The 12270-nt window shown below is 50.4% G+C and carries 12 protein-coding genes; 9 read left to right on the forward strand and 3 right to left on the reverse strand.

What is annotated here, in order from left to right; translation table 11 throughout:
* Nucleotides 1-350 precede the first annotated feature (350 nt).
* The 6 genes from F5I99_RS05670 (at nt 351) to F5I99_RS19950 (ending at nt 5741) form a co-directional block, all read left to right on the forward strand.
* Nucleotides 351-1100 carry an electron transfer flavoprotein subunit beta/FixA family protein gene (locus tag F5I99_RS05670; protein WP_151054058.1) on the forward strand — a complete coding sequence of 250 codons (750 nt, stop codon included), beginning with the start codon at nt 351-353 and terminating at the stop codon, nt 1098-1100.
* Nucleotides 1100-2029 (forward strand): electron transfer flavoprotein subunit alpha/FixB family protein, encoded by a 930-nt coding sequence (locus F5I99_RS05675; RefSeq protein ID WP_151054059.1) that lies wholly within the window; start codon nt 1100-1102, stop codon nt 2027-2029. Before F5I99_RS05670 ends, F5I99_RS05675 begins: the two co-directional genes overlap by 1 nt.
* A 725-nt stretch (nt 2030-2754) precedes the next feature.
* Entirely contained in the window at nt 2755-4038 is a 1284-nt protein-coding gene (locus F5I99_RS05680; protein WP_151054060.1) for a DUF4123 domain-containing protein, read from the forward strand.
* On the forward strand, nt 4035-4901 hold the full coding sequence (locus tag F5I99_RS05685) for a CHAP domain-containing protein (protein ID WP_151054061.1): 867 nt from the start codon (nt 4035-4037) through the stop codon (nt 4899-4901). Before F5I99_RS05680 ends, F5I99_RS05685 begins: the two co-directional genes overlap by 4 nt.
* Entirely contained in the window at nt 4898-5479 is a 582-nt protein-coding gene (locus F5I99_RS05690; RefSeq protein WP_151054062.1) for a hypothetical protein, read from the forward strand. Before F5I99_RS05685 ends, F5I99_RS05690 begins: the two co-directional genes overlap by 4 nt.
* 67 nt (nt 5480-5546) lie before the next feature.
* Nucleotides 5547-5741: a carbon storage regulator gene (locus F5I99_RS19950; protein ID WP_151058994.1), complete on the forward strand. Its 195-nt coding sequence runs from the start codon at nt 5547-5549 to the stop codon at nt 5739-5741.
* Here F5I99_RS19950 and aroA read toward each other — a convergent pair.
* Nucleotides 5722-7014 carry a 3-phosphoshikimate 1-carboxyvinyltransferase gene (aroA, locus tag F5I99_RS05700; protein ID WP_151054063.1) on the reverse strand — a complete coding sequence of 431 codons (1293 nt, stop codon included), beginning with the start codon at nt 7012-7014 and terminating at the stop codon, nt 5722-5724. The two genes, F5I99_RS19950 and aroA, sit on opposite strands and share 20 nt — an antisense overlap.
* A 124-nt stretch (nt 7015-7138) precedes the next feature.
* Between aroA and F5I99_RS05705 the strand changes: the two genes are divergently transcribed.
* Both F5I99_RS05705 and F5I99_RS05710 read left to right on the forward strand, forming a co-directional pair.
* Complete coding sequence (locus F5I99_RS05705) at nt 7139-8938, forward strand: ABC transporter ATP-binding protein (protein WP_325063013.1); 1800 nt, start codon at nt 7139-7141, stop codon at nt 8936-8938.
* Nucleotides 8939-9043: 105 nt separating this feature from the next.
* The gene (locus tag F5I99_RS05710; protein ID WP_151054065.1) at nt 9044-9517 is read left to right on the forward strand and encodes an outer membrane lipoprotein; all 474 of its coding nucleotides are present in this window, start codon (nt 9044-9046) and stop codon (nt 9515-9517) included.
* Between the two features lie 273 nt (nt 9518-9790).
* On the opposite strand, the gene F5I99_RS05715 is transcribed toward F5I99_RS05710, so the two are convergent.
* Together F5I99_RS05715 and F5I99_RS05720 are read right to left on the reverse strand one after the other, a co-directional pair.
* Nucleotides 9791-10378, reverse strand: a complete 588-nt coding sequence (locus F5I99_RS05715; RefSeq protein ID WP_151054066.1) for a YecA/YgfB family protein — start codon at nt 10376-10378, stop codon at nt 9791-9793.
* Nucleotides 10379-10453: 75 nt separating this feature from the next.
* Complete coding sequence (locus F5I99_RS05720) at nt 10454-11152, reverse strand: class I SAM-dependent methyltransferase (RefSeq protein ID WP_191905959.1); 699 nt, start codon at nt 11150-11152, stop codon at nt 10454-10456.
* Nucleotides 11153-11299: 147 nt separating this feature from the next.
* Here F5I99_RS05720 and F5I99_RS05725 point away from each other — a divergent pair, with 147 nt between their 5' ends.
* A complete protein-coding gene (locus F5I99_RS05725) occupies nt 11300-12124 on the forward strand; it encodes a helix-turn-helix transcriptional regulator (protein ID WP_225307571.1) in 825 nt (274 codons plus the stop codon).
* Nucleotides 12125-12270: the final 146 nt, after the last annotated feature.

The raw sequence follows: 12270 nt of genomic DNA on the forward strand, positions 1-12270 counted from the left end.
ACGTTCCACAGTTCTGGCTCCTTATATTATTTTCAGACAGGTTAATTATAGCCTTACAGGGTGTTCAAACTTTAGAACACTTTCAACAAATGATGCCCTCAGTATGCCCTTTTTTGTTAGTTTTTGGTTACATCCAGGGCAATAAACAGTTGCAGTGCAGCAAAAAAGCATCAACTGCCGGTTCATTCCCCTCAGTTTACCTGAGTTGTAACGGAATTAATGTTTAGTAGTATAAGTGAAAACCCTTATTTGATAAAATTTTCTTATAGCCACGCGGTTATGGTGCTCACAGTGATTTCTGCTATAGTCCGATGTGGATTCAGATCGGTAAAACTGAAGGAAATAAATAAATGAAGGTACTAGTTACGGTCAAACGTGTGATCGACTATAACGTGAAAGTGCGCGTCAAAGCGGACAACACGGATGTCGACCTGAAAAATGTCAAAATGGCAGTCAACCCGTTTTGCGAAATCGCCGTTGAGCAAGCTGTGCGGTTGAAAGAAGCGGGTAAGGCTTCTGAAGTGATTGTCGTGTCCATGGGACCTCAGAATGCACAGGAACAGCTGCGTACGGCCCTTGCTATGGGTGCGGATCGGGCGATTCTGGTCAAGTCTGAAGAGGCTCTGGAATCTCTGACAGTGGCGAAGATTTTGGCAAAAATCATTGAAGAAGAGCAGCCGGGCCTGGTGATCATGGGTAAACAGTCCATCGATACCGACAATAATCAGACCGGTCAGATGCTGGCGGCTTTGACGGGTATGTCGCAGGGCACGTTTATTTCAGGTCTTGAATTGAGTGACACTGAAGCACAGGTTGTGCGTGAAATTGACGGAGGTCTGCAGACCCTGGCGGTCAAACTGCCAGCAATACTCACCGTGGATCTGCGCTTGAACGAACCCCGTTATGCCTCACTTCCCAATATCATGAAAGCCAAGAAAAAACCGCTGGATACCAAATCACCGGAAGACTATGGCGTTGAAGTGAAAGCGAACACCAAACTGCTAAAAGTCGAGCCACCGGCTGAACGTCAGGCAGGTATTAAGGTAGCCAGCGTCGCTGAGCTGGTCGACAAACTGAAAAACGAAGCGAAGGTGATCTGATGGCTATTTTACTGATTGCTGAACATGATAATGCGCTGTTGAAATCAGCGACCCTGTCTACCGTCACAGCGGCCACCCAAATTGGTGGCGATATTGACCTGCTGGTCGTGGGTAATGGCTGTGCTGCTGCGGCTGATGCGGCGGCGAAGGTGCCAGGTGTACGTAAGGTACTGTTGGCTGATAATGCCGTTTATGATCATGAGATTGCAGAAAACGTAGCGGCGCTGATTAAAGAGATCGCCGCTGACTACAGCCACATTCTGGCACCAGCGACTACTAACGGTAAAAACTTCATGCCGCGTGTTGCAGCACTGCTGGATGTAGGACAGATTTCTGAAATCATGTCGGTAGAGTCTGCCGATACTTTCAAACGTCCGATTTATGCCGGTAATGCGATTGCAACGGTTCAGTCTCTGGATGCTGTCAAAGTGATCACCGTGCGCGGTACTTCATTTGATCCAGCCGCAATCGAAGGTGGATCGGCGAGTGTTGAAAGCCTGTCTCAGGTGACCGATACCGGTTTGAGCCGTTTGGTTTCTGAAGAACTGGCGCAGTCTGATCGCCCTGAACTGACGACCGCTAAGATCATCGTTTCCGGTGGTCGTGGTATGGGCGATAAAGCCCATTTTGAAATGTTGGAAACGCTGGCGGATAAACTCGGTGCCGCCGTAGGTGCAACTCGTGCAGCGGTAGATGCTGGTTTTGTTGCCAATGACTATCAGATAGGTCAAACCGGTAAGGTGGTCGCACCTGAGCTGTATATTGGTGTGGGCTTATCCGGAGCCATCCAGCATTTGGCCGGTATGAAAGACTCCAAGGTGATTGTTGCCATCAATAAAGATGAAGATGCACCTATCTTCCAGGTCGCGGACTATGGTTTGGTCGCTGATCTGTTTGAGGCTGTACCTGAGTTGGAAAAATCGCTCTGACTGTGGTCTTATGGGATGGTGGTTTCACTTTACTGTGACACGCTTTCATCATCCCTGATTCGCTCGGCTGCCGCCTTCCCTGGCGGCAGACGGTCACATCAAAGCGATACCACCATCCCGCCGAACCTCTGTGCCAGTCCTAATATTACCCTTTCTACATTAATCATATTCAGCTTATGTGGAATTAATATCAAAGCCCGATAAACTACAACTGGGTAAGCTTAGGTAATGCTTAATCACCGGTTTCTATGAGTCAGCTCAACAAGCTGCCGTTTGATCTATTGACGCTGTACACTAAAAAAATTAAGCTCTGGTCCCAGAAGTAAGGACCATTTCTGCAGGTAATAATCAAAATACGACAAGGAGATAGTCATGCCGTTTCCCAGACTGAATCACACTGGCCCCAAACAGTTTTTATTTCAAGGCCAAACCTGTATCCCCTCGACTCAGAGGGCCCCTTGCTCCTTTTCAATTATTACGACTACCACAACCAGCAACCTGTCACACGACTGGATGTTTTTTGTTCGTACCCAAAGCATCAACATAAACAGCTCAAAAATCTGTTTTTACTGACTCGCATAGTAAATAGCACAACGTGAATGGAATGCTTGATAAGGGATTACTATGGCTCTCTTTACCCAACAGGACAGGCTCCTGGCTATCGATACCCCTCTGGTCGAAGAATGCCCCAAATGTAAGAACTCTTCGACCGACAAGGTGACTCCATGAATTCATTCCTTGGTCATTGCTACGCCTCGCGCGCGGATGAACAGGTTCATCTGGTTGCGGCGGTATTTTGCGCGGATCGAAATGACTATGAAACAATGGTCGCGGAGGCGCTGCGTGCGCAGGGGTATCAGTTTTACTGGACTGATGATGTCCTGCCTGCTCTTTCTTGGGTAGCGCGATATCCAGCAGCGGGGGGCGCAGTATTAGCACGCTCGGTGAATGAAGAGCAGCGCGTCGCACTTGGACCGATGACCGTGCAAGCTGGCTCAGACGATGCGACAGCACAAGACCAGAGCTGGCTTCAGATCGAAGAGATTGGCCTCATCACACCGCTGGATGCACAATTTGGTGTGTACCCGAAGAAGAATGTACCCGATGCGCTGTACGAAGCGCTGTTCGGCCAGCTCGACCCAACCGAGGCTGAACGTACCGAATTTGGCGACGACACCCCGCCGCTGGCCACCTATGCCGTGCTGGACGCGGCCAAGATGCCGTATTTACTGACCAGCCTGCTGGAGAGCTCTGACCTGCAGTATCGGTCGCTGTTTCAGGGCGAGGCACAATACGAACTGGCCGAGCACGCACCCTATCTGGTGGAACTAACCGAGGACAGTGACTTCACCCGTCGCCTGTTCACTGGCCCTGAAGGACTGTGCGGGCTGTGGGAGAGAGAACTCGGCATATTCCTGCGCTCCCGAACCGGATTTGAGGCGCTGCGCAAGCATCTGCGCAAATTCACCAAGGTGCAGGGTGAAGACGGGAAATGGTTTTATTTCAGGTTTTGGGAGGGGGCATACCTGCGTGGTTTTTGCGAAAATCTGGATCATCAAATGGCCAGCAATATGTTGTCGATAAATGGCAGCCCAATAAGAATCCTGGCCACACTTCGCCGGAATTCTTACATATTATGTCTGAAGTCTTTGGCGGAGGCCCGACCTTTTGTGTTGTCTGGAGTTTTGCTACAAGACCTGCGTCAAGCGCGTGGAGAGGCCTTCTTGTGTGAAACCCTCACCTGGATGAAATCCCACTACGCTGATCTTCCTGCAGATGACGAAATCATGGCGTCGTTTAGGCGCGAGCTGCCATACCTTGAGAGCCTTGCCATACGGTCTGCCTATGCTATGCGTTACGCTCTGACCGGTTTTGTTTTACTTGGGGCTCGATACGAACCGTTTGATGAGCAAATGCGGAAAACACTTGAGCAGATCGACCGCGATGATGCTAAACGCGCAGAGGACTTTTTACGGATGGTCCAGACACAAATAAGGTCAAACATATGACGACTACAGAGATACTTCCTCCCAACGATGCTTCTCGACAGGACTTTGATGCGGTGGTCGCGCCCTGCTCAGGCGAGCTAACGGTTTCCCTGCATTATGGCAACGATGCGGATACCGTGCTGCCTTATATGCGCGACAGCCAAGTGCTGGTCGGTGGCGAAGTCACTGTGAAAATTTCTGGACCGATTCGGCGAGAAGAGTCGACAACCACCGGAGAGGTTACGTTTTCCAATATCCCTTGTGGACAATACGTGATCGAAGCTATGTTTACGGGAACGGACGCGCTGGTGGAGAGAGCTTTGCTAGAGGTCGGTAGTACGCGGTGGGCTTTCGTCGAGAAGGTGAAATCGTTTGACGGTAAAATGTCGATGAGGCATGGAACCAACAAGTGCAATTTTTTCATTTACGATATGATTGAGCAAGTATATGGCAGCTCCCCTGCGTATACTTATGCTCGTCGGTGGAGCTGGCTCAGGGGTGATAACACGGTTCCGGCACTGGCGCGACATTGGGCTGAAGAGGATAACTCTGAATCCGATCCAACACCTGAATGGCAAAACATCCAATTTCAGAACGGGCGCAATCCTGTATCGCCGGGATCAATTTTGGCGATTGAATCGCAAAGTGCGCTGGCATCCGGTCATGTTGGCATTATCACATATCCAGAGGACGGCCAGGGTCTTGCACAGGTGACCAACGCCTGTCATCACACTGTTGTAATTATGCAGGGCAAGACGATTTCGGCTAATGCTCGTCAGATAGTAAATAATGATTGGGGCTTTCGAACTAGTGAGGACGATGGCGAAAGAAGCATAAATTACCCATCGGCAGGAGTCGAAGTAAAGAATGAGGAAGAAAAGTGAATAAAAGAACTCTTGTCGTGCTTCTGATGGGATTGTTGATTGTCCTGTCTGGCATACTATGGAACATAACACAAGATCACAGTATCAGGAAGGTGGAGATGGAATACGAAGAGTTTAAGGCCTTGGCGGAGCAACATTTTTCAACGCGCTTTCCAGATGTCACGTTCAACTCTGCAAATACCGAATTTTTTCAGGAGATCAGGCAGAACCCCGCAGGGTGGAGCTTTCTGGTTCGACAGCTTGTCGCTGACCCATCGGTTGGAATTGGGATAAAAGCTGGAGCTTCTGCTGCCATGCTCGACTTGCCACCTGATCAACTGGCTGAGTTTCTGGAGTTTCTGCTGGCATTGACATATTCGGATCCAAATCTAATGAGCATCGCTGATTCCATTGCATTTAACAGTTTTCGAGGTGCGCTGGGCATTCGCCCAGGAATGCTCCCAGACGGCAGTATTTTTGATCATTCACATCGCCCAGCGGTGCGGCGTGTATTGCAACACATGTGGGAACATCCCGCCTTCCCGCAAACGACCCGTGAAGGCGATAACCCTTTAACGGATCTCTTCCGAGGGCGGTGATAAAAGGAGCGAGCCTGGCCTGAATAGGTTCGCTATAGTTTAACGCACGACTTTAGCAGCTAATCCTATCAAACTAGGCGATGACATATGCCTTACCGTCACTTGTATAAATGGTGGACAACTCAGGTTCGGCATAACTGCACCTAAAGAGATAAATATCGTCAGATCAGAACTCATCGATAAAGAGCAGCCCCCTCCAAACCTCAATGCCGTCTCAGAGGTGAATTCCGACAAAGCCTGTTTTACGACCGCGTTTTGGTAATAGCCCTAAACAAATCAAAATACTCCGGAAAAGTTTTGCGGGTACAGCCTGGATCGTTAATGGTGATGGGGACATCGCCAAAGGCGGCCAGTGAAAAGCACATGGCCATGCGGTGATCGTCGTAGGTGTCGATGGCCGCTGAGGTTAAGCGGGCAGGGGGAGTGATTTCAATAAAGTCCTCACCTTCGACTACGTCTGCACCGACTTTACGCAGTTCAGTCGCCATGGCACTGAGGCGGTCGGTTTCTTTGACTCGCCAGTTGTACACATTGCGAATCGCTGTTGGGCCTTGAGCAAACAATGCGGTGGTGGCGATAGTCATGGCGGCATCCGGTATGGCGTTCAGATCCACATCTATGCCGTTGAGTGTGTCACCGCGGCTAACTTCTATCCAGGTTGGGCCATAGTTGACCTTTGCGCCCATCTGAGCCAGCACGTCGGCGAAGGCTTTGTCGCCCTGAACACTTTCTGAACCAACGCCATACACCCGGACAGTTCCGCCAGCGATAGCGGCGGCAGCTAAAAAGTAGGAGGCGGAAGAGGCATCGCCTTCAACCATCACGTCACCGGGTGAAACGTAGGTCTGACCGGCTTTGATAGTAAAACGCTTATAATTCTCATTCTCGACTTTAATGCCGAAAAGTTGCATACTGTGCAGCGTAATATCTATGTAGGGTTTAGAAACCAGTTCGCCTTCAACATCGATGATCAGATCATTTTCAGCCAAGGGTGCGGCCATCAACAAAGCGGTCAGAAACTGGCTGGAAATATTGCCACGAATGCTGACGTGTCCGCCTTTGAGGCCATTAGCATGCAGTGTCAGCGGTGGATAGCCGTCATTGTCTAAATAGGTCACCTCGGCACCCAGTGGGCGTAAGGCATCTACCAGATCACGAATCGGACGCTCAGACATGCGCGGTTCACCGGTCAGGGTGAAATCACCACGACCCAGGCAAAGTGCCGCGCAGAGTGGACGCATGGCGGTACCGGCATTGCCGAGGAATAATTCCAAAGCCTGATCTGTGCTGAAGGGCTTTCCCGTACCTGTCAGGGTACAAGTGCGGCGATCATCAGAAAGTTGATAGTGAACACCTAGCTGCGTCAATGCGTTGAGCATATGTTTGACGTCATCGCTGTCCAGCAGGTTGGTAATGCGGGTTTCGCCCTCAGCCAGGGCTGCCAGCAGCAGCAAGCGGTTCGACAGGCTTTTTGAGCCTGGAAGTTGTACCTCGCCTTCGGCGCGGCAAAGCGGATTTAGTGTCAGGCTATCCATGATTATCAGTCTGATTGGTTTCAGGAAAGCGCATAAACTACCATAAATTGCTATAAATTACCCGATGGGACGAGATCTTAACTCGCTGATCTTATTCCCTGGTTTGTTACCTAAGGAGCAGCGTGTGTCTGAAGGATCTTCCTCTCTCTATACCTGGCAGTCGATCTGGCGTGTGGCCTTAAGCCATCGTCGTGAATTGATTATGGCCAATGTGATTGCTGTGCTTGCGGCTGTCGCAGCGGTGCCTGTCCCACTTCTGATGCCGCTGTTGGTAGATGAAGTGTTACTGGATCAACCTGCCAGCATTGTAGCTGGGGTTAACCAGGTGTTTCCGGTGGAGTGGCAGGGGCCGGCCTTGTATATTTTTTCGGTATTTGCGTTCACGGTGTTGTTACGTATTAGCGCCATATTGTTGAATGTCTGGCAGGCGCGTCAGTTTACTATTATTTCCAAAGACCTGATTTTTCAAATACGTGCTTCGTTGCTGGGGCATTTGCAGCGTATCTCCATGGCCGAGTATGAGACGCTGGGTAGTGGCCGGGTCGCGTCTCATTTTGTCACCGATCTGGATACCGTCGATCGCTTTGTCGGCAGTTCAATCAGCCGTTTGTTGGTAGCGTTTTTATCAATACTGGGGACGGCGATTATTCTGTTATGGATGCATTGGCAACTGGCGCTGTTTATTTTGTTTCTGAATCCATTTGTCATCTGGCTGACAATGTTGATTGGCAAACGGGTTAAGGATCTTAAGAAGCAGGAGAATCTGTCTTATGAGGTATTTCAGGGGGCACTGACCGAAACGCTGGATGCGATTCAGCAGATACGTGCGAGTAACCGTGAGCAACATTACCTTAGCAGACTGGTGAACACAGCGCGTGATGTCAGGGATCATTCCAGCCGCTTCGAATGGCAGTCGGATGCGGCGAGCCGTTTTAGCTTTCTGGTATTTTTGATCGGTTTCGATCTGTTCCGCTCTGTTGCCATGTTGATGGTGCTGTTTTCTGATCTGTCGGTCGGACAAATGATGGCCGTGTTTGGCTATCTCTGGTTTATGATGGGACCGGTACAGGAAATACTCGGTATTCAATATGCCTGGTTCGGTGCCAAAGCGGCCCTGGCTCGGGTGAATCGCTTGATGGAGCTTAAAGAAGAGCCCCGTTACCCGGCTCTGACTGATCCTTTCAAAACGAAAACCAGTGTCAGTATCGATCTGGAAGACATTCATTTTAGTTACAGTCCCGGACAGGAGGTGTTGCGCGGGATTTCACTGCACATTCCAGCCGGTAAAAAAGTGGCGTTGGTAGGGGCAAGCGGGGGCGGTAAATCAACCCTGGTTCAGGTGTTGCTGGGGCTCTACCCTGCTACCCGGGGTGATGTGCGCTTTAATGGCGTCTCTGTACGTGAAATTGGTTATTCCAGAGTCAGGGAAAAGGTTGCAACGGTATTGCAACAGCCCGCGCTGTTCAATGGCACTGTGCGTGATAACTTAATGATGGGTCATGAACTTACCGATGAACAATGCTGGCAGGCGCTCAAGGTTGCGCAGCTTGATCACTTTGTAGAACAGGAACTGCCCGATCAATTAGATACCCTGGTGGGGCGCCAGGGGGTGCGGTTATCCGGTGGGCAGCGACAGCGCCTGGCGATTGCACGCATGGTGCTCAGTGATCCGGCGGTGGTGATTCTGGATGAAGCTACCTCTGCACTGGATACAGGTACTGAGGCCCGCTTGCATGAGGCGATGAAACGCTTTTTGCAAAATCGCACCACCATTATTGTGGCGCATAGGTTAAGTGCGGTAAAGCAGGCCGATGAAGTGTATGTGTTTGAAGATGGTCAAATAGCCGAGCAGGGCAGTCATGATGAGTTATTGCAGCAGCAGGGTCTTTACAAAAAACTGTATGGCTCTAATCAACTGGCTTGATTGCAAGCATTCACCCGTTCGCTCATGCTCCATTCAGCTTTGCTGTTGTAAAATAGTCTATTGTTAGGCTAATAGGACAGAATATGTTCTTAAAGGAGACGTGTTATGAATAAAAAATCAGTGGCCTATCTGACCATCCTGCTCAGTGGCACGGTACTGCTGAGTGGTTGTGCGCAATCTACGCTAACCGGCACCAGCTATAGCCGTGGAGAAGCCCGTCAGGCACAGTCAGTACAAACAGGCCGTGTTGAGTCCGTTGTGCCTATTATTATTGAAGGTCGCACCGATGGTGTAGTGGGTGCAGGTACCGGTGCTGTAGTCGGTGGCGTTTTGGGTCATCAGATAGGTGGTGGTACTGGCCAGCAATTGGCTACGGTACTGGGCGCTGTGGCTGGTGGTATTGCCGGACAGCGTGTTGAAGAAGCGACCAGCCGTCGTCAGGGTGTGGAAATCACCGTTCGTCTGGATAATGGCTCAGCCGTTTCTGTAGTGCAGGAAGTGGATCAGAACCAGGTATTCAGCCCCGGTGATCGTGTCCGCGTTCTGGGACAAGGCAGCACCATGCGGGTAACCTATTAAGTTATCCTCTCCTTGTAGGAGCTCGCTCTGCGAGCGAATCATCGCCCGGAGACCGGGCTCCTACAAGGGATTAATTCATTCGCCCGGAGACCAGGGGCCTACAAGGGATTAATTAATTCGCTCGGAGACCAGGGGCCTACAAGGAATTAATCATTCGCTCGGAGACCGAGCTCCTACAAAATTACCCTTGTAGGAGCCCTTGTTGGAGCCCACTCTGTGGGCGAAGATGCTCTTGTAGCGAATAGCGGGCGATAAATCTCTCTAGGTGATAAATTACTTATCCGGCGCGTGATAATACAAATACAGATCCACCAACAACTCCGGAATCTGCTCCGCCATCTCTTCGCTTAACGCACGATCCTGGCGAATCTCCAGAATTTCAGGGTCATCAAACAATTCAGACGCCACCATAATCGGCAACAGCATACCGGCTACAGTTTCCTCATCTTCGCCAAACCAGCTTTCTTCACGCATGAACACACCTTCCATAAAGGACTGTGCCCAGATGGTCAGTTCCGTGGTGTCTTCTTCGTCGTCTTCATCGGTATCCAGGGTTAGCTCACAGGGCAGCAGTGTTTCCTGATCGTTATACAGATCATGACCAATGGTGTGATTTAGCTTGCGCAACAGGCCAATAATATCTGTTTTCTGCGCTTCAGATTCCCAGTTGGGTTCCGAATCGAACAACAGATCCAGCCACTCCTGCTCAGGTACCTTTTCCGGGCTGATATTCACCGCACACAACAGACCGTGCGTTCCAATTAAATCCAAGGCATCCTCAGATACAGCGGATGAAAAAAGAAAGGCTTCTAGCTGGTCAAGTTCAGCTTCTGTGATCAAACCGGTGCTGGCTGCAGTCATGTGTATATCCCCGTTATCGTGTTGCGCTATTCTAACCTGTAAAGCGGCTCAGTTGATACGATTTCATCTCGCCAATCAGGGTTTACGCACAGCAATCTGTACTGCACGGCCACTGCGGATAGATTCAGAGGCGAGTAACTCAAAACCACACATCGTCAGCAGATCGCACAGGTCCTGACTATGATAGCGATTATGCTCCAGATAATGCTGAAACGTTGCCAGCAACTGCACATCGGTCAGTGTCGAGTCAGTTAATGAAGCACCCTTGAGTTCATGTGTCAGGTAGCTTTTCAGTGGCTGGCGCACCATATCCACCAGAATAAACACGCCACCAGGTTTTAGCCAATGGAACAGATTGCGAAACAGGCTGACAGGCTGATGCAACTCGTGAATCAACCGATTGGCAAGCGCCACATCCAGACTGTTGACTGCAAACAGTTCAGGCAGATCCGTATTCAGATCAGCGACCTTAATCTGAATGGCATCCGGCAACTTATCCACCTGATTGAGCATATAGGGTGCGCACTCAATACCGGTCAGCCTGGCATTGGGGTAGCGCTGCTGCAGATCCTTCAGAAACAGCCCCGGCCCACAGCCCAAATCGACCAGATGACACGTGGCTTCGGAGCTCAGATTGACATGCTGATTCCAGAATGCCTGAAAATGCGCATCATGATTGCGCTGATGGCTTTCCAGGGTACGCTTGGCGGCCAGAGCTCCATCGCCACCATGATGACGTTCAAGATAAGCCTGAGTGGTTTCGAGAGTGGACATGCGTTGTGATCCTGTCATCGCAAGAGCTGAAATAAACGCTAAGCTTAACGCTTGAGGGTAGGTGTTTCCAGTCTTAAACCCTGTCGCAATTGTGGGAAAGTTACATTAGACTCGATGCATCAGCATATGGATATAAGGACGGTCAGAGTGAGCACTCTGGAACAACAGCGACTTTGGTTGATTGAGCTACTGGCCTGGTGGGAAGGTCGGGTGAACACCTCCGACCTGGTGCGAGAGTTCAATATTTCCCGTCAGTCAGCCAGCAAGAGCATTAACCTCTACCTGACCCTTCAACCCGATAGCCTGACCTACAATACCCACCAAAAAGTCTATCAGCCAACCGCAACCTTCAAGCCTAACTACCTGAACAATGATGTGGCGGAATACCTGGAATGGGCAACCCGCCATAGCAGCACCCTGGGCCTGAATGTACCCCTCCCTTACGACGACGTCCCACTACCGCCGCGTCACATACAGCCCGAAATGATGCGCCAACTGGTCCAGGCAATACGCGAACATCGAGCCCTGGAAGTCGATTATGTCTCCCTCAGCAACCCCGACCGGGAAGGTCGAATCCTTGTCCCTCACAGTTTTGTAAAAACCGGCCTGCGCTGGCACCTGAGAGCCTGGTGTGAAAAAAGCCAGGAATACCGTGATTTTGTACTCAGTCGCTTCCGAGGTATACCCGATCTGGAGCAAGTATCGGATAAAACCGGCGAAGATGACCACGCCTGGCATACTCTGGCGGAGGTGATCTTCGCCCCCGATCAACGCCTGACACCCGCCCAGAAAGAGGTAATCGAAACCGATTACCAGATGCACAACGGCGAACTGCGCATCACCACCCGAGCCTGCCTGATTCAGTATCTGATCCAGGAAATGCAAGTGAATACCAAAATGCTGGACCCGGACCCCAAAGCGCAGCAGTTGGTGCTAGTCAACAAAGATGACATATCTGAGTGGCTTTTTTAGTGGTTGAGTTGCTGTTTGGCGAGTTTTGGTTGTGGGTGTGTAAAGGGAGTTAACTGGTTATTTGGACAGAGGTTGCGGGTGGGGAGGCAGCTGACTAGATTCAGTCTGTTAATACGATGTATCAGTGTAAAGATTGTTGGTAAATC

It is taken from the genome of Nitrincola iocasae, from assembly GCF_008727795.1.
GTDB classification, from domain to species: Bacteria; Pseudomonadota; Gammaproteobacteria; order Pseudomonadales; family Balneatricaceae; genus Nitrincola; species Nitrincola iocasae.